1 protein-coding gene is annotated in these 20,913 nt (G+C 64.8%); it reads left to right on the top strand.

The window, feature by feature from the left end; genetic code table 11:
- Positions 1-20,743: non-ribosomal peptide synthase/polyketide synthase (locus tag CH291_RS01095; protein ID WP_143545864.1), on the top strand; the 20,743-nt coding region annotated here is incomplete at its 5' end.
- Positions 20,744-20,913: the final 170 nt, after the last annotated feature.

Below are 20,913 nucleotides of genomic sequence, written 5' to 3'. Positions count from 1 at the left end.
AGATGTGATGGTGGCGTACGAGTCTCGTTCGCAGGATCGGGTGCCGCAGTGGCGTCCGCTGGAGGTGCAGTATGCGGATTTCGCGCTGTGGCAGCGTGCTGTACTGGGGTCGGAGGAAGACCCAGGTTCGGTTGCATCCGCGCAGGTTGCGTACTGGCGGGACGCTTTGGCCGGTGTGCCGGATCAATTGGACTTGCCGTCCGACCGGCCTCGGCCTGCTCAGCAGAGTTTCCGGGGTCGAGCCGTCCGCTTCGAGATCGATGCGGATCTCCACAGTGGTCTGATGGCGCTGTCGCGGGCGAATCATGCGACGTTGTTCATGACGGTGCACGCTGCGCTGTCGGTGTTGTTGGCTCGGTTGTCCGGTACCGGGGATATTGCTGTGGGTACTCCGATCGCGGGTCGAGGCGCGCGTGAGCTGGACGACCTGATCGGGATGTTCGTCAATACGTTGGTGCTGCGTTCGGAGGTGGATCCTGCAGCGTCGTTCGACGAGTTGTTGGCGGCGACGCGGATGGGTGATCTGGGTGCTTTCGCGCATTCGGATGTTCCGTTCGAGCGGTTGGTGGAGGTTCTCAATCCGGCTCGTTCGATGGGCCGAAACCCGCTGTTCCAGGTGGGGTTGACGTTCCAGAATCTTGCACAGTCGGATTTTGAGTTGGCTGGATTGCGTGTCGGTTCTGTCGACGTCGAGGTGTCCTTGGCGAAGACAGATCTGCAGTTGACGTTGCAGGATCGGTACGGTACCGCTGGGGTCGGGGCGGGCATCTCGGCCGAGTTCAGTTATGCCACAGATCTTTTCGATGAGTCGACGGTGGCCGGCTTTGCGGATAAGTTCGTGGCGGTGCTCGAGGCTGTGGTCGCGGATTCGAGTGTTGCGGTCGGTGACATCGGACTGGTGTCCGGGGCCGAAGTCGAGGAACTGCTTGTCGGGCGCAATGCGACGGCGGTGGTGGTCGACGAGGTGTTGCTGTTGGACGGTTTCGATGCGCGGGTGGCGGCGGCTCCGGATGCGCTGGCGATCTCGTTCGAGGGTGCGTCGTTGACGTACGGCGAATTCGACGAGCGGGTCAATCGGTTGGCGCGGTACCTGGTGGGGATCGGTGTGGGACCGGAGTCGTTGGTGGGGTTGGCGATGCGGCGGTCGATCGACCTGGTGGTGGGGATGTATGCGGTGGTGCGTGCTGGTGGTGCGTATGTTCCGTTGGATCCTGATCATCCGGTGGAGCGGATTGCGCATATTGTCGAGACGGCTGATCCGGTGGCCGTGTTGACGAGGGCGGTCGATGGGGTCGATGTCGGTGCTGGTGTTCGGGTGGTGGATGTGTCCGGGTTGGATCTGTCCGGGGTGTCGGGTTCGGCTGTCTCGATGTCGGAGCTCGGTGGGGTGGTGCGGTCGTCGTCGCCGGCGTATGTGATTTTCACGTCGGGTTCGACGGGTCGTCCGAAGGGTGTGGCGGTGTCGCACGAGGCGATTGTCAATCAGTTGGTGTGGATGGCGGAGTTCTACGAACTCGGTGCCGAGGATGTGTATTTGCAGAAGACGGCGACAACGTTCGATGTGTCGCTGTGGGGTTATTTCCTGCCGTTGCGGTCCGGTGGTCGGTTGGTGGTGGCGACTCCTGATGGTCATCGGGATCCGGTGTATGTGGCGGAGACGATTGCTGCGGAGTCGGTGACGGTGACCGATTTCGTTCCGTCGATGTTGACGGTGTTCGCGGCGTATGCGCCGCCGGCGTCGGTGGAGTCGTTGCGGCACGTGTTCGTGATCGGCGAGGCGTTGCCGGTGGAGACGGTGGCCGATTTCCGGCGGATCAGTGCGGCGGGTGTGCACAATTTGTACGGTCCGACGGAAGCTGCTGTGTCGGTGACGTATTGGCAGGCGCCGTCGTCGGGTGTGGAGTTGTCGGGGGTGCCGATCGGGGTGCCGGAGGCCAATGTTCGGGTGTATGTGCTCGATGCTCGGTTGCATCCGGTGCCGGTGGGTGTGCCGGGTGAGTTGTATCTGGCGGGTCCGCAGTTGGCGCGCGGCTATGTTTCGCGTCCGGATTTGACGGTGGATCGTTTTGTGGCGGATCCGTTTGCGTCCTCGGTGGGGGAGCGGATGTACCGGACGGGTGATCTGGTGTTCTGGGATTCCGATGGTCAGTTGGGTTACATCGGCCGGACCGATTTCCAGGTGAAGTTCCGTGGCCAGCGCATCGAGCTCGGAGAGATCGAGAGTGCGTTGTTGCGGTCGGGGTCGGTGTCGCAGGCTGCGGCGGCCGTGGTGTCGACGGGTACGGGTGATCAGTTGGTGGGGTATGTCGTTGCTGCTCCGGGTGTGGTGGTCGATGTGGAGGGGGTGCGGGCCGAGGTTGCGGAGGTGGTGCCGTCGTACATGGTGCCGTCGGCGGTCGTGGTTCTCGATGCGTTTCCGTTGAATACCTCGGGCAAGCTCGACCGTAAAGCACTTCCGGTGCCCACCTTCGAGGTGCGGGAGTTCCGTGCGCCGACCACCCGGGCCGAGGAGGTTGTGGCGGGGGTGTTCGCCGACGTGCTCGGGGTGGAGCGGGTCGGTCTCGATGACGATTTCTTCGCGCTGGGCGGCAACTCACTGATCGCCACCCAGATAGTGGCTCGATTGGGTTCCGAACTGAATTCACGAGTGCCACTTCGAGTGATCTTCGAGTCACCCACAGTGCAGGGCCTGGCCACGGTCGTTGACGCGAACGATGTCGACGGCGGCATCCCGCCGCTCGTTGCGCAGCGCAGACCCGATCGAATCCCGTTGTCTCTTGCGCAACAACGCATGTGGTTCCTCAACCAGTTCGAGTCGGGCTCCGCTGTGGACAACATCCCGGTTGCGGTGAGACTGTCGGGGGCACTCGACACGAACGCCCTGTCCGCCGCCGTGCACGACCTCATCGCTCGGCACGAGGTACTGCGCACCATCTACCCATCGGTGGACGGGCAAGGCTCGCAAGTAATTCTGCCCGTGGAGAGCGTGACGCTCGATCTCACCCCGGAGACGGTGGCGGCAGCCGACATCCTTGCGCGTGCGGTCGAGGTGGTGTCGGTCGGGTTCGACGTCACCAGGGAACTTCCGTTGTCGGCCAAGCTGTTCCGCGCCGCGGAGACCGAGCACGTTCTGGTGTTCGTCGTGCACCACATCTCTGCCGATGCCTTCTCGATGGCCCCGCTCACCCGCGATCTGATGATTGCGTACGCGGCTCGATCTCAGGGTGAGCTCCCCACGTGGGAACCGCTGACCGTGCAATACGCCGATTACACGCTGTGGCAGCGGGAGGTCCTCGGGTCCGAGGACGATCCTGCGTCGACGATCTCGACGCAGGAAGAATACTGGCAGCGCACACTGGCAGACCTGCCCGATCAGTTGGACCTTCCGACCGACCGGCCTCGGCCCGCGGTTGCCAGCAATCTCGGCGCGGCGCACAGGTTCACGGTGAGCTCCGAACTTCGGGCCGATCTCGACGCGATGGCACGGGATCACAGCACCACCGGATTCATGGTGGCTCACGCTGCGCTGGCGCTGCTGCTGGCACGGCTGTCGGGAACCGACGATGTGGTCATCGGCACTCCCGTCGCCGGTCGCGGTGACGCAGCGCTGGACGACCTCATCGGAATGTTCGTCAACACCCTCGTCCTCCGCACTCGGGTGGACCGGCAGGCGACGTTCGAGGACCTGCTCTCACACGTCAGGACCGTCGACATCGATGCGTTCGGGCATGCAGACATCCCGTTCGAGCGGCTCGTCGATGTTCTCGCGCCCACGCGATCGACTGCTCGACATCCTCTGTTCCAGGTCATGTTGTCGTTCCAGAACGCGACGGAGCAGACTCTCGAACTTCCGGGCCTCACGGTTGCCGGACTCGATGTGGACGCTGCAGTGTCGAAATTCGACATGCAGGTCACGATCGGAGAATCCTCCGACGGCTGGGTGGTCGAAATCACCTATGCCACCGATCTGTTCGACCATTCGTCGATCGTCGAATTTGCCACTCGATTCGAGGCCGTGCTGCAGGCCGTCACCCAGAAGCCGACGGTCGCACTCGGCAGCGTTGAGCTGCTCGCCCCGGCCGAGCGGGCTCGCATCCTCACGACGTGGAACGAGACCGCGCACGAGGTGGATTCACGTCGTACTCTCGTGTCGTTGTTCGATGCCCAGGTGGCGCGCACCCCCGCTGCGAGAGCGATCAAGTTCGAGTCGACCACGCTCACCTATGGTGAGTTGGACTCTCGCGTCAATCGTCTTGCGCGACACCTGATCACGGTGGGTGCAGGACCGGAGGTCGTCGTCGGCCTCGCAGTCCGTCGGTCGATCGACATGATGGTCGGCATGTATGCCATCGTCAAGACAGGCGCCGCGTACCTTCCGATCGATCCTGATCAGCCGTCCGACCGAAACCAGTTCATCCTCGAGGCGGCGCGCCCTGCGGCCGTTCTGACCTCGAGCACCGTGGCGTTCGACGCCGGAGCCGTCCCGACCATCGACCTGGACGGAGTCGACCTGGCGGGATACGACGACAGTCCGCTGGACGACGGCGATCGCCGTGCCCCGCTGCGTCCCGACAATGCGGCGTACGTCATCTTCACCTCGGGATCGACAGGTCGACCCAAGGGCGTGCACGTCGAGCATCGTGCGATCGTCAATCAGATTCTGTGGTTGACGGAAACCTACGGTCTCGGTGCGGAGGACATCGTTCTCCAGAAGACGCCGACAACCTTCGACGTGTCGTTGTGGGAACTGTTCGGCACGCTCGCCACCGGCGGCACTCTTGTCGTCGCAACCCCGGATGGGCATCGTGATCCGGCGTACCTGGCCGACATCATCGAGCAGGAGAAGATCACCGCCACCTCCTTCGTCCCGTCGATGCTGTCGGCTTTCACCTCGGTCGCCACCGCACAGAACTGTGCGTCTCTGCGCCTGGTCCAGGTCGCGGGTGAGGCCCTGCCCACTGCGACCGTGGATGCCTTCCGTGCGTTGGTCGACGCAGAGGTGCACAACCTCTACGGGCCGACCGAATTCGCGGTGCACGCCACGGCACGTGATGCAGTCGGTGCGTCGAGTGTGTCGGTTCCCATGGGACGGCCTGTCTGGAATACCTCTGCCTTCGTGTTGGATTCGATGCTCGGGCCGGTGCCCGCCGGGGTCGCGGGTGAGCTGTACCTTGCCGGCGCGCAGCTTGCCCGCGGATATTTCGGACGTGCAGATCTGACCGCCGAGCGCTTCGTCGCAGATCCGTTCGGCGGGGTCGGCACGCGTCTGTATCGCACAGGCGACCTCGTCCGATGGACCGCTGACGGTGAGCTGGAATACATCGGGCGCACCGACTTCCAGGTCAAGTTGCGCGGGCTTCGTATCGAGCTCGGCGAGGTCGAGGCCGCGCTGGCACGTCTCGATTCGGTGGCGCAATCGGTCGTCGTGGTGCACGCCGACAGGCTGGTGGCATACGTCGTCCCGACCTCCGGTCATGCCGTGGAGTCGGAGACGATCGGGCAGGCCCTGTCCGGTGAACTGCCGGGCTACATGGTTCCCGCGACCTACGTTCCGCTCGACGTTCTGCCGCTCAATTCCAGCGGCAAGCTCGACCGGCGAGCACTGCCGGAACCGGTGTTCGCGGTGCAGGCATTCCGTGCTCCCACCACACCGGTGGAACAGATCGTGGCCGCCACCTTCGCAGACCTCTTCGGCCTCGAACGGGTCGGATTGGACGACGACTTCTTCGGTCTCGGCGGAAACTCCCTCAACGCGACGCAGATCGTGGCCCGTATCGGTGCCGCCCTCGATACCCGCATCGGTGTGCGCGAGTTGTTCGACGCACCGACGGTTGCGGCACTGGCCGCCCGAGTGGAGTCCTCCGTCGGTGCTGGAGGCCGCGAACCGCTCGGCCCGCAGACGCGGCCGGACGTGGTGCCGCTGTCCCTGGCTCAGCAGAGAATGTGGTTCCTCAATCGCTTCGACACCGAGTCCGCGGTCAACAACATCCCGGTAGCGGTGCGCCTGACGGGCGACGTGGATCTGAACGCGCTGCGTCATGCCATCGGTGACGTGTTCGAGCGGCACGAGTCGCTCAGAACGCTGTACCCGGAGACCGACGGTGTGGCCGCACAGGTGGTGCTGCCCGCTCGCGAGGTGACGCCGACTTTGGAGCCCGTGCACATCGACGCTGCCGACATCGTGGAACACGTCACGGCTTTCGTCTCGCGTGGATTCGACGTCACGGCCGACGTTCCGCTGCGGGCAGTTCTGTTCCAGGTCGATCGAGACGACCACGTGCTGGTTTTTGTGGTCCACCACATCAGCGCCGATGGCTGGTCGGTCGGCCCGCTCACGCGAGACACCATGCTGGCCTACGCATCTCGGCTCGGTGGGGATTCGCCGAGTTGGGCACCGCTGCCGGTGCAGTACATCGACTACACGTTGTGGCAGCGGCGCGTCCTCGGTTCCGAGGACGATCCGACCAGCGTCGTCGCTGCGCAATCGGCTTACTGGACGGACACTCTCGCCGGTCTACCCGACGAGATCAACCTGCCGACCGATCGACCGCGTCCGTCCGTTCAGTCCTTCGACGGCGGCGTCGTCGGCTTCCGTATATCGGCCGAGATGCATCGTGGCATCGACGAACTCGCGAGGCGGACCGGAACAACGACGTTCATGGTGGTCCACACCGTTCTGTCGGTGTTCCTCGCGCGGATGTCCGGCAGCGACGACATCGCGATCGGCACACCGATCGCCGGGCGCGGTGAGGCGCAGCTGGACGACGTCATCGGCATGTTCGTCAACACGCTGGTCCTGCGCACCCGGGTCGACGGAAGTGTCGGCTTCGAATCTCTGCTGGCCGCCAACAAGAACACCGACCTGGAGGCGTTCGCGCACGCGGACGTTCCGTTCGAGAAGTTGGTCGATGTGATCAGCCCCGAACGTTCGACGGCTCGGCACCCGCTGTTCCAGGTGGCATTGTCGTTCCAGAATCTGCCGGACGCAGATTTCGAGTTGCCCGGGCTGCGCGTGGCGGGCGTACCGATCGATGCGCCTACCGCCAAGTTTGATCTCTCGCTGACGCTGACCGAGCGCAGTGGCGGAGCTCTCGGCGGATTGGACGCCGAATTCTCTTACGCCACAGCTCTGTTCGACGAGTCGACGGTCGAGTTGTACGTCGAGCGCTTCCTGCGGATTCTCGCGGCGGCACTCGAAACTCCGGAGAAACCAGTCGGGGACCTCTCCATCGAGTCGAACGCAGAATTCGATCTGCTCACCCACGTCCACGGTGACGATGTGGTCGCGGGTGGGACTTTGGCCGAGATCTTCGCGGCCGGTGTCGCCGTGGACCCGCGGGCGACCGCGGTGCGGGTGGACGGCCGCTCGGTGTCGTATGCGGAGTTGGACGAGGAGTCGTCCCGGTTGGCGCGGATGCTGATCGAGCGCGGTGTCGGACCCGACAGCATTGTGGCAGTGGCATTTCCGCGATCATTCGAGATGGTCTCGGTGGTATGGGCGGTCGCCAAGGCCGGCGGTGCCCATCTGCCGGTCGATCCGTCGTATCCGATCGGCCGGGTCGAACACATGTTGTCGGATTCGGGTGCGGTGGTCGGTGTCACCGGTTCCGAACATGCCGACAGGCTGCCCGCCGCGGTCGAATGGTTGGTTCTGGACGACCGACAGGTGATCGAAGAACTCGAGGCGAAGTCCGGCAGTGCTGTCTCGGACGCCGATCGACGCGGAAAAGTCTCGATCGACTCCACGGCGTACGTCATCTACACCTCCGGCTCGACAGGACTGCCCAAGGGTGTCACGGTCACTCACCGCGGACTGGGTGGTGTGCTCGACGCGGCAACCGATCTGTACCACCTCGACTCGACCAGTCGATTCCTGCACATCTGCTCGCCGAGCTTCGATCCGTCGGTGCTCGAATGGATGGCTGCGTTCTCGGTCGGTGCGTGCCTGGTGATCGTGCCGTCCACCGTGATCGGCGGTCCCGATCTGGCCGAGCTGATGCGGGTCGAACGCGTCACCCACACGATCATCACCCCGGCGGTTTTGGGAACGGTGGATCCGACGGGACTCGACGACCTTCGGGTCGTCTCCGTCGGCGGCGACGTGACCACGCCGGAACTGCTGGCCAAGTGGGCACCGGGGCGCAAGTACTTCAACGGCTACGGCCCCACCGAGACGACGATCATCTCGTCGTTCGCTCGCCTCGAACCGGGTGCCGGAGTGTCGATCGGCCGACCGATTCACGGAATGTCGGCGCTGGTGCTCGATTCTCGGCTGCATCCGGTGCCGGTGGGCGTGGCAGGTGAGCTCTATCTGGCCGGCGGTGCGCTGGCTCGTGGATACCACGAGCGGCCGGCGCTCACTGCCGAGCGGTTCGTTGCCAATCCGTATGCGTCGGACTCCGGATTCGGTGCCCTGATGTACCGCACCGGCGATGTCGTGGCGTGGTCGGGTTCGGCCGAGTCGCCGCAGGATCTCGAACTCGTCTTCGTGGGTCGTTCGGATTTCCAGGTGAAGGTCCGTGGATTCCGCATCGAACTCGGCGAGATCGATGCAGTGCTGGAGTCGCACCCGTCGGTCGGATTTGCGGTCACGGTCGGTCGAAACCTCGCCAGCGGCGCAACGGTGCTGGTGTCCTACGTGGTCCCGTCCCCCGGTACCTCCGTGAACACGGCCGCGCTGATCGAGCACACGTCTCGGACTCTCCCCGCCCACATGGTGCCGTCGACGGTCGTCGTGCTCGACGAAGTCCCGCTGACACCGGTCGGCAAGCTCGACCGAGCGGCCCTGCCGGAGCCCGTGATCGAGGAATCCGAGTTCCGCGCCGCCCGCACGGATGTGGAGAAGGTCATTGCCGAGGTGTTCGCCGACGTACTGCGGTTGGACCGGGTCAGTGCCAACGATTCCTTCTTCGCGCTGGGCGGCGACAGCATCGTGTCGATCCAGTTGGTGTCGAGGGCGAAGGCCCGCGGCGTCGTCTTCTCGCCCCGCGACGTCTTCGAGCGAAAGTCCGTGGCCGGGCTGGCGGAAGTGGCCACCGTCGCCGGTGACGCAGACATCGCCGTACTCGAGGAACTGCCCGGCGGTGGAGTCGGACCGATCGACACGACGCCGATCCTGGCATCGATATTCGATGCTCCCGGTGGATACGAGCGTTTCTCCCAGTCGGTAGCGGTATCGCTACCGCTGAACATCACCCTCGAAGAACTGGTGACGACGTTGTCGGCGGTGATCGACCACCACGACGTGCTGCGATCGATCGTCGACGAGGATGACCAGCAGGGCAGGCGATTCCGCGTGCGGGAGCCCGGCTCTGTCGAGGTGGCGTCGCTGATCGAGCGGGTTTCGGTACCCGAGACCATTTCCGATGCCGATCTCACCGCGGTGGCGTCGGGAGAGCTGGATTCGGCCATGGGCCGGTTGTCGCCGACCAGCGGAGCCATGCTGTCGTTCGTCTGGTACGACTTCGCCGCAGAAGGCGAAGCGGAGCCACGAAACGGAATTCTCCAGATCGTTGCGCACCACTTCGTCGTCGACGGCGTCTCCTGGCGAATTCTTCTGCCGGACTTCGCCGTTGCGTGGGCGCAGTTCTCCGCCGGACAAGACTTCTCGTTCGAGCCGGTCGGCACGTCCATGCGTCGTTGGGCGCGTGCTCTCACCGACGAAGCGCGCAGCGACTCGAGAACGGGTGAAGTCGGACGGTGGCTCGACATCCTGTCCGAGCCCGAACCTGCGATCGGTTCGCGCGCATTCGACCCGATGATCGACGTGGCCTCGACGGTCGAGAGTGTCGACATCGAAATGTCTGCGCACGTGACGGACTCGATGTTGACCGCAGTTCCGACGCTGTTCCGCGGCGGCGTCAACGACGGTCTGCTGGCCGCTCTGGCCCTCGCTCTCTCGACCTGGCGGGCCGAGAAAGGCACTCCGTCGTCGAGGTCGCTCGTTCGGCTCGAAGGTCACGGTCGTGAGGAATCGATCGTGTCCGGTGCCGATCTGTCTCGAACGGTCGGCTGGTTCACCACCGCGTTCCCGGTTGCTCTGGACGTGACCGGTATCGACGTCGTCGACGCGATGGGTGGAGGTTCTTCTGCCGGTCGTGCCATCAAGGCCATCAAGGAGCAGCTGCTTGCGATTCCCGACAAGGGAATCGGCTACGGTCTGCTGCGCTATCTGAATCCGGAGACGGCTGGGACGCTCGCTGCCGCGCCTGCGGCCCCGCAGATCGGCTTCAACTACCTCGGCCGCGTGGATGCCGGATCGTCCGGGACGGACGGCGAAACCTACGGCTGGCTACCGACGGGTGCGCTAGGAGACGCTCACGCCCATCAGGGCGAGGACATGCCGGCCAATGCGACGATCGACATCAACACGATCGTCAGCGACGCTGTCGACGGTGCACGACTGCGAGGAAGTTTCACGTTCCCGACCGGTCTCATGAATCGCGCCGACGTGGAAAGGCTTGCGGAACTGTGGGTCTCGGCCGCAGAGGCAATATCGTCATTCGTCGGATCCGCCGATGTGGGCGGGTTGACGCCGTCGGACCTACCGCTCGTCTCGCTCGCACAGAGCGATATCGAGTCGTGGGAGTCTCGGTACGGCGCGGTGGCCGATATCTGGTCGCTGGCACCACTGCAGTCGGGTCTGCTCTTTCACACCATGCTCGCCGAGCATTCGCTGGACGTCTACACCATGCAGGTCGTGCTCAACTTGGCCGGTGCCGTCGACACCGAACGTCTGCGCGGCGCGGCGGCAGCGCTGCTGGACCGATACGAGAACCTGCGGACGGCCTTCGTTCAGAACGACGACGGAACGTCCGTGCAGCTGGTTCTCGACCACGTGGACCTCCCGTGGAGCGAGGTCGACATCCGCGATACGGCACCCGAAGAACGAGTGGCTGCCCTCGCGCGGATACGCAGCGACGAGCAGGCACGTCACTTCGATGTGACGGCACCGCCACTCGTTCGGTTCCTGCTGGTTCGGCTGGCGGACGACGAGTACTCGTTGGTGCTGACCAATCACCACTTGGTCGTCGACGGCTGGTCGATGCCGCTGCTGATGAAGGACCTGCTGTTCCTGTACGCAGTGCACGGGGACCAGCAGCATCTGCCCCGAGTGCGGTCGTATCGGTCGTTCCTGGTGTGGTTGGCCGGACAGGATGCGGAGGCCTCGCGTCGGGTGTGGGCGGGGGCTCTCGAAGGACTGGGCGAGCCGACCCTGCTGGCACCGTCCGAACCCGGACGTGAGATTTCGGCGAAAGCCGGCCGTGTGAGCGTCGTCGTCGATGAGTCGACAACGGCGGCATTGGTCGCACTCGGTGCGAAATTGGGCGTCACGGTCAACACGTTCGTTCAAGCCGCATGGGGACTCCTGTTGGCTCGCATGACATCTCGAAACGACATTGTGTTCGGAGCGACGGTGTCCGGGCGTCCGGCAGATCTCACCGGTGTCGAGTCGATGGTCGGGCTGTTCATCAACACGCTGCCCGTGCGGGTTCGCTTCGAGCCCGGCGAGTCCATCGAAACAGTGCTCTCGCGGCTGCAGGCCGAACAGGCGGACCTGCTGGCTCACCACTACCTCGGCCTGGCCGAGATCCAGCGTATCGCTGGTTCCGGGGAGCTGTTCGACACGTTGACGGTGTTCGAGTCGTACCCCGTCGACGAGGCCGGTCTGACCGAGCAGGCGTCGTCGATCGACAACATGTCGGTGACCGGCGTCGAGGTCGAGGATGCGACCCATTATCCGTTGACCGTCATGATCGTCGCCGACTCCCGAATCCACCTGACGCTGAAGTACCTGACGGACCTGTTCGACTCGGACGTCGTCGATTCTCTGGCCGCTCGCCTGACCACGATCATCGAATCCTTCGTCGCCGACCCGGCATCGGCCGTCGGTGACATCGACCTACTCGACCCGGTCGAGCGTCGACAGGTTCTGGTCGAATGGAACGACACCGCGCACGAGATCGACACCGACACAACACTGGTCGGCTTGTTCGCCGACCAGGCTCGCCGCACTCCCGATCGTCGAGCCCTGGTGTTCGGCGACGAGGAACTCACGTACGCACAGTTCTCCGATCGAGTCGATCGCGTGGCCCACGAGTTGCGGCGACACGGCGTGCGATCCGGTACGTACGTGGCGATCGCCATGCGGCGCTCGATCGAGATGATGGTGGGGATCTATGCCGTCCAGGCGGCAGGCGCAGCGTACGTCCCGGTCGATCCGGAGCAGCCGGCCGAGCGCGTCGAATACATACTCGACACCGCCGACCCGGTGCTCGTGCTGGTCGACGAACGCGACGAGATCGTCGTCCCCGGAACCGTTCCCGTGCTGGACATCGGCGCGGCGGGGAACTCGGATCGCGCGAGCGAACCGAACGTCTTGGTCCCCCCACACCCGAGCGACACCGCCTACGTGATCTTCACCTCGGGCTCCACCGGCCGGCCGAAGGGCGTCGGTGTGCCGCACTCGGCCATCGTCAACCGGTTGCTGTGGATGCAGGGGCAGTACGGGCTGGACGAATTCGACGTCGTCCTGCAGAAAACGCCGATCACGTTCGACGTGTCGGTGTGGGAATTGTTCTGGCCCTTGCAGATCGGTGCCACGCTCGTCGTCGCGAAGCCCGATGGTCATCGCGACCCCGGTTATCTCGTCGACGTCATGGCCGAGCATCGAGTGACCACTGCACACTTCGTTCCTTCGCTGCTGTCGGTCTTCGCAGAGTTCGATCGAGTGTCGTCCGTGGAATCGCTCTCCCGGATCTTCGCATCGGGTGAGGCCCTGCCCGTCGCTGTGGCACGCCGAGTGAAAGCGGCGCTGCCGCACGTGGCCGTGCACAACCTCTATGGACCGACCGAAGCCGCCGTGGATGTGACGTTCCACGAGTTCGACGCAGACGACGTCCGCACCGTGCCGATCGGTGCTCCGGTGTGGAACACAGCTCTGCGAGTGCTCGACGGCCGCCTCCGGCCGGTACCGGCCGGAGTGCCGGGCGAGCTGTACCTGGCCGGCGTCCAGTTGGCCCACGGCTACGTCGGCCGAAGCGATCTCACGTCCGACCGCTTCGTCGCCGACCCGTACGGCGCGGCAGGAACTCGCATGTATCGGACCGGCGACCTGGTGCGCTGGACCGGTGCCGGCGAACTGGACTACATCGGACGTACCGACTTCCAGGTCAAGCTGCGCGGATTGCGAATCGAGTTGGGCGAGATCGAAGCCGCACTTCTCTCGGACGATTCCGTGTCGTCCGCTGTGGTTCTGGTGCGCAACGACATCGGTGCCGGAGAGATGCTCGTCGCCTACGTCGTGGCGTCCGCGGACTCGACGATCGACGTCGACGCTCTGAAGGTCTCGGTTGCTCGGCACGTGCCCGAATACATGGTCCCGGCCGTCGTGGTGGTCCTGTCCGAGTTCCCGCTCGGACCGAGCGGAAAGCTGGATCGTCGCGCGCTGCCCACTCCGGTGATGAGTGTGGACACGGAGTTCCGCGGTGCCCGAACCGATGTGGAGCGAATCATCGCCGAGGTCTTCGCCGAGGTGCTCGGTGTCGACACAGTTGGTATCGACGATTCGTTCTTCGCGCTCGGCGGCGACAGTATCGTCTCGATCCAGTTGGTCTCGCGCGCCAAGACCCGTGGTGTTCGTTTCACGCCTCGTGAGGTGTTCGAGCGCAAGACGGTTGCCGGACTCGCCGAGGTCGCAGTACTCGGTGATGGCGCATTCGGTGTGACGCTGGCCGAGCTCGAGGGCGGCGGAATCGGATGGATGCCGCTGACGCCGTTCGGGCGGATGCTCGTCGAACGCGGTGGTGGTTACTCGCGATTCGTGCAGACCCTCACCTTGGAGCTTCCGTCGGGTATCGACCGAACGGGAATCGTCGCGACGATTGCCGCCGTCACCGATCGACACGACGTACTGCGCTCGACTCTGGTCGTGGACTCGGCCTCGGACTCGGACTCCGACGTGGCCGGGCCCGGACTGGTGGTCGGTGCGCCGGGAAGCGTGGACGTCGACGCCCTGATCCACCGAGTGGTGGTCGAACCGGACGCGTCCGACGAGTTCGTGACTCGACTGGCCTCTGCCGAGCTCGACTCGGCAATGGGGCTGCTGGACCCGCGGGCCGGTGTCATGACCGAGTACGTCTGGGTCGATTTCGGTGCCACCCGTAGCGGTCGCCTCCTCGTTGTCGCGCACCACCTCGTGGTCGACGGTGTGTCGTGGCGAATCCTGGTGCCGGACTTCGTGACGGCGTGGGCGCAGATCTCCAGCGGTGCTCCCGCCGAACTCGCACCGGTCGGGACCTCCATGCGCCGGTGGACGCACGCGTTGGCCGCAGACGTGCTGGCGTCGGCGAAATCCGACGAGATCGACTACTGGACAGAGGTTCTGGACGGTGAAGATCCGACACTCGGAGACCGACCGTTCGATGCGTCGATCGACGTCGTTCCGACGGTCGATCGCGTCCGAGTCGAATTGTCGGCCGCAGACACGGCCACTCTGACGACGACGTTGACGGAGATCTTCAGGGCCGGCGTGAACGACGGGCTGTTGGCGGCGCTCGCACTGGCGGTGTCGCGTTGGCGTCGTGAACGCGGTGTCGACAGCGCGACGACACTCGTACAACTCGAGGGCCACGGCCGCGAGGAAGAGCTGGTGCCCGGCGCTGACCTGACCCGCACCGTCGGCTGGTTCACCAGCATCTATCCCGTGCGTCTCGATGTCTCCGACATAGATCTCGACGCAGCGTTCGAGGGTGGCGTGGCTGTCGGATCGGCAGTCAAGGCCGTCAAGGAACAGCTGCTCGGTGTGCCCTCGCACGGAATGGGTTACGGGCTTCTTCGGTACTACGACGACGACACCGCCGCCGAGTTGTCCCGATTCGAGACCGGACAGATCAGCTTCAACTACCTCGGGCGTGTGTCCGTCGGCGACGTTCCGGACGCGGCAGCCGGTCTCGGGTGGTTGCCGGCGGGCGATCTCGGTGACGTGGATGCACCGGGTGATGCCGACATGCCCGCGAACAAGACGATCGACATCAATGCGATCGTTCTCGACACCGACGACGGCCCAGCGCTGAGCGCGACCTTCGCCTTCCCCCGAGGCGCGATCGACAGCGCGTCCGTCGAGCACCTCGGCGAATTGTGGATTGCGGCGCTGACATCCGTCGCCGAGCACACCCGCAGCATCGGTGCCGGTGGCCTGACTCCGTCGGACGTACCACTGGTCTCGGTCGGGCAGAGCGACATCGAACGCTGGGAGAGGGACTTCGACACGGTCGCCGACATCTGGTCGCTGGCACCGCTCCAACAGGGACTTCTGTTCCATGCGTTGCTTGCCGGCTCATCGGTCGACGTCTACACGATGCAGGTCGCGCTGACGTTGACGGGAGAAGTCGATGCCGCCCGCCTTCGCTCGGCGGGAGAGTCGCTACTGGCGCGATACGACAATCTGCGTACCGCGTTCGTCACCGCGGACGACGGTTCGTCGGTGCAACTGGTCCTCGACCACGTGTCGCTGCCCTGGCGAGAGGTCGATCTCACGTCCCTGCCCGAGCACGATCGGGCACAGGCACTCGCCGATGCTCGCGCCGAGGAGCAGGCTCGACAGTTCGATCTGGCCGCGCCGCCGCTGCTGAGGTTCCTCCTCGTACGTGTCCAGCCCGACCGGTACCAACTCGTATTGACCAACCACCACGTTCTGCTCGATGGTTGGTCTCTGCCGCTGCTGATGAAGGACATGCTGGTTCTCTACGCTGTGCGTGGCGATCGTTCCGTGTTGCCGCGAGTGGCGTCGTACCGGCACTTCCTGGCGTGGCTCGCAGCGCAGGACGTGACACGTTCGTACGCGGCCTGGGCGGCTGCTCTGGCAGGAGTCGAAGAGCCCACGATTCTGGCATCGGCCGAGCCGGGTCGCGAGATCTCGGCGCGATCGGCGAAATCGATAGCGGTACTGGACGAGTCCCGAACGAGGGATCTGACAGCGTTGGGCGCACGACTGGGCGTCACGCTGAACACGATCGTGCAATCGGCATGGGGATTGCTGCTGGCGCGCACCCTCGGTCGCAGCGATGTGATGTTCGGTGCCACGGTGTCGGGCCGCCCGGCCGACCTCGCCGGCGTCGAATCGATGGTGGGACTGTTCATCAACACCATTCCCGTGCGGATCGAGATGGACACGCGAGAGTCGGTGCAGCAGTTCCTGACTCGGGTTCAGGGCGAACAGGCCGATCTGCTCGACCATCACCATGTCGGACTGGCACCCATCCAGCAGGCAGTGGGACTGGGAGCACTGTTCGACACCCTGACGGTGTTCGAGTCGTATCCGGTGGACGAAGCCGGACTCGCTGCTCAGGCGTCGGCCATCGACGGCATGACCGTCGCGGGGGTGGAGTCGAACGACAACACTCACTATCCGCTGACACTGCTGATCGTTGCCGACGCCACGATCACGTTGACGGTCCGCTACTTCGAGGACCTGTTCGAAAGCGAGCAGGTCGAGACGATGCTCGCCCGTCTGGGCCGCATACTCGACTCGTTCGTGGCTGCTCCGGAGCTGTCGGTGGACGACGTGTCGCTGCTCGACGAGACCGAACGATCCATGGTGCTCCACGACTGGAACACGCCCGGCGTACGCGTCGACACCTCGACGACCTTGGCCGACATGTTCGCCGACAGCGCTCAGCAGTACCCCGACTCGATCGCGGTGACCGCAGGAGACGAGTCGCTGACGTACGGCGAATTGGAGGCGCGATCGAATCAGCTTGCGCGCGTGCTTATCTCGGCAGGAGCGCGTCCTGAGTCCCTCGTCGCAGTGGCTCTGCCGCGCACGGCCGATCTGGTGATCGCGCTACTGGCCGTGGTGAAGTCGGGGGCAGGGTACCTGCCTGTGGACGTCTCGTATCCGGCCGATCGCGTGCGATTCATGCTCGACGACGCCAGGCCGGTGGTGGTGCTGACCGACGACGCCAGCGCCCCCGCCGTGGTCGCGCCGTGGGCTCGGACAGTGCTGATCGGCGACGACGCCACCGATGCGCGGTCGAGTGCCCCAGTGTCGGACGCCGATCGAATCGCACCCCTTCGGCAGACCGACCTGGCCTACGTCATCTACACCTCGGGATCGACCGGTACTCCCAAGGGAGTGGTGGTCGATCACCGAAACGTTCTGGAATTGTTCGCCAACGCGGAACCGAAGTTCGGCTTCGGTCCCACCGACGTGTGGACGATGTTCCACTCCTACGCTTTCGACTTCTCGGTGTGGGAGCTGTGGGGACCGCTGCTGTACGGCGGACGCCTCGTCGTGGTCGACTACCTGACCTCGCGGTCACCGGAGTCGTTCGTCGAACTCGTTGCCGCGGAAGGGGTGACGGTTCTCGATCAGACACCGTCTGCGTTCTATCAGTTCGCCGAGGCGGACAGGGTGCGCGTCGACGCGGGAGCAACGCCCCTGTCTTCGCTCCGCTACGTGATCTTCGGTGGCGAAGCCCTCGACCTGGGTCAGCTCGGCAGGTGGTACGCCCGCTACGACGAGCAGGCACCGCGCCTGGTGAACATGTACGGCATCACCGAGACCACGGTGCACGTGTCGTTCCTGGAACTCGATGCGGCGATGGCACACCGAGGGGCGGCGTCGGCAATCGGCCGTGCATTGCCGGGTCTGGCCGCCTACGTGCTCGACGCACGTCTGCAGCCGGTGCCGGTCGGGATCGCGGGAGAGGTCTACGTCTCCGGGCACCAACTTTCCCGGGGATACCTCGAACGCCCCGATCTGACGGTCGCGAGGTTCGTCGCCGATCCGTTCGGTACGCCGGGTACACGCCTGTATCGCACCGGCGACACCGCACGATGGAACGCGGACGGCATCCTCGAATACGCGGGACGAAGCGATTCGCAAATCCAGCTACGTGGTTTCCGCGTCGAACTGGGTGAGATCGAATCTGCTCTGCTGCGGTTCGACGGTGTGGCGTCGTCCGTCGCGCTGGTGCGTCACAGCGAGGACTTCGGAGATCGACTCGTGGGTTATGTCGTCCCCGAATCCGGTGCCAGCGTGGACGTTGCCGAACTGTCGGAGTTCGTCGGAGGTTTTCTGACCGGGTACATGGTGCCCGACGCGATCATCGTCGTCGACGCTCTGCCGCTGACACCCAACGGAAAGCTGGATCGTCGATCCCTGCCGGATCCGGTGTTCGCGACGGCCGAATACCGGGAACCCGTCACGGAATTCGAGATCGCCGTTGCCGAGGTGTTCGGTGACGTGCTGGGCGTCGAGCAGGTCGGACTGGACGACGACTTCTTCGCGCTCGGGGGCAATTCGCTCATTGCAACCAGGGTGGTCGCACGAGTGGGAGCCCTCGTGGACACCCGAGTGGGTGTGCGGGACCTGTTCGAGGCTTCGAGCGTCGAGGCCTTGGCGGCTCGAATCGGCTCTGCCACCGGCCGAGTTCGGCACATCCCGCTGGTGGCAGCGGATCGACCGGACCGCATTCCACTCTCGCTTGCGCAGCAACGGATGTGGGTGCTCAACCAACTCGACCCGAATTCGGCGAGCTACAACATCCCACTGGTCATCCGACTGACCGGAACGCTCGACGTCGAGGCACTGAGTGCAGCGGTGTTCGATGTACTCCAGCGGCACGAGTCGTTGCGGACGTTCTACCCGGACGACGACGAAGGGCCGACTCAGCACATCGTCGCCGCAACCGACGTCCCGTTCGATCTGACACCGGTCACACATGACGACGCGGAGCGCTCGCATGCGGCCATCCTCGAGATGGTCGGACGCGGATTCGATGTCGCCGAGTCCGTTCCGGTCCGGATCGGTCTGTACGAGGTGGGTCGAGCCGATCACGTACTGGCGCTCGTCGTCCACCACATCTCCGCCGACGGTGCTTCGGTGGCGCCGCTGGCTCGCGACCTGGTGTCGGCCTATGTGGCCAGGACGGGCAACGAAGCACCGAACTGGGCACCCCTCGAGGTTCAGTACGCGGACTTCGCGCTGTGGCAGCGCAGGGTCTTGGGCGACGAGGAGGACTCGCAGTCGGCGGCCGCCGCACAGCTGCAGTTCTGGACCTCGGAGTTGGCCGGTGTCTCGACCGGGGTCGAGTTGCCGACCGATCGGCCGCGTCCGGCGACCGCATCGATGCAGGGTCGGTCGGTGTACTTCGAGCTCGATCCACAGCTACACGAGCAGCTCGAAGCTCTTGCGAGAGAGCGCAAGATGTCGTTGTTCATGGTCATCCACGCAGCCCTGGCGGTACTGCTCGCTCGGCTGAGCGGTGGTACCGACATCGCGGTCGGTACCCCGGTCGCAGGTCGTGGCGAACGCGAACTCGACGATATCGTCGGAATGTTCGTCAACACTCTTGCTCTGCGAACGCAGGTGGATCCGGGAATGTCGTTCTCGGCCTTGCTCGATGTCACACGCGATGCCGATCTTCGTGCGTTCGCGCATGCGGACCTACCGTTCGAGCGCGTGGTCGATGCAGTGGCACCGGTACGAACCCCGGGGCGACATCCGATATTTCAGGTGGCGCTGTCGTTGCAGAACTTCGAGAAGCCGCGATTGGAGCTACCCGGCCTCACGGTCGAAGCAGCAGACTCGGGTGATCTGGCCGCGAAGTTCGACCTGCAGGTGACACTGGAGCCGACCCGTCACGACGACGGATCGTTCGGCAGCGTGGGCGGGTCGATGCTCTTCGCTGTCGATCTCTTCGACGAGGCCACCGTTCGCGCGTACGCCGACCGACTCGACATGATCCTGCGGGCGGTGGTGGCGTCGCCGGACACTCCAGTCGAAGCGATCGACATCCGATCGGACGAGGAGCGCAAGCGCGGACCGGGTGTCGCCGCGGTGGCCGCCGAATCCGGAACCACAACAACCGCCGATCGGACGCTGCCGCAGGTTCTTCGCGCGGTGGTCGATGCCGATCCGCAGGCTCCTGCGGTCGTCACCGCCGAGGGGGAGACGACCTACGAGGACGTGGAGCGATCGGCCTCGCAGCTCGCGCGTGTTCTCACCGGCGAGGGAGTCGGCCCGGGAGACCTGGTGGCGATTGCCGTTTCGCGATCGCGGCTGCTGGTCGAGGCGATGTGGGCCGTCCTGTCGGCTGGTGCTGCCATGGTGTTGGTGGATCCGCAGCGAGCCGCGAGCGATGAATCGCTCGATGCCACGCAGCCGGCACTGTTTCTGACCACGCAGGAGTTCTCGGCCGCAGCACCGTCGGGTGAGGCTGCACCGACCGTGGTGGTGCTCGACAACCCGGACACCGTCTTGAGAGTTGCGGCGCTGTCCAATCGGCCGGTCCCGTACTCGGAGCGCACCCGTCTGCTCCATGCCGACGATCCCGCTCTGCGGGTGTCGGAGTCCGTGGACGTGGTGACCTCGCACCGGGCCGTAGTTGCCGAGTTGGCCGAGCAGCGGGATCGCTACGAGATGACGTACGAGTCGCGGGTGCTCGTATCGCAGGGAGCGGAATTCGCCTGGGTTGCATGGGAAATTCTCATGACCCTGTCTTCCGGTGCCGCGGCGGTACTGACCGATGTGGGCAACGACGCGGATGCTGTGACCGATCTGATGGCCGAGGAGTGGATCACTCACGCGTTCCTCGATGCCGAATTGTCGACGTCGGTCGATCTGGCGGCAGCGGAGGACCTGGAAACAGTGGTCGTGACCGACAGATCCGACGTCGACACCGACGCGGACTCGGCGACCGTGCGCATCGTTCCGGGAGGCGGATCGTTGCCACAGTGACCGGGCTCGACCGGCGGCAGCGCACCGCTGCTGGGTTGGCTACGGGGCGGGCGGGGAGTATCGGCAATTGCGACCGAGCGCCCCGGTAGCCTGGCCCTGTGAGTAAAGCGGCGACCGACCACGTGTCATTCGAGCGGGGAACCGCTCCTTGCGGGACCAGTGCGCGCAGT

The organism is Rhodococcus sp. 14-1411-2a, assembly GCF_002259485.1.
GTDB lineage: Bacteria > Actinomycetota > Actinomycetes > Mycobacteriales > Mycobacteriaceae > Rhodococcoides.
The sequence above is the reverse complement of the archived record's forward strand: the minus strand, read 5'-3'. Positions and strand labels throughout refer to the sequence as shown.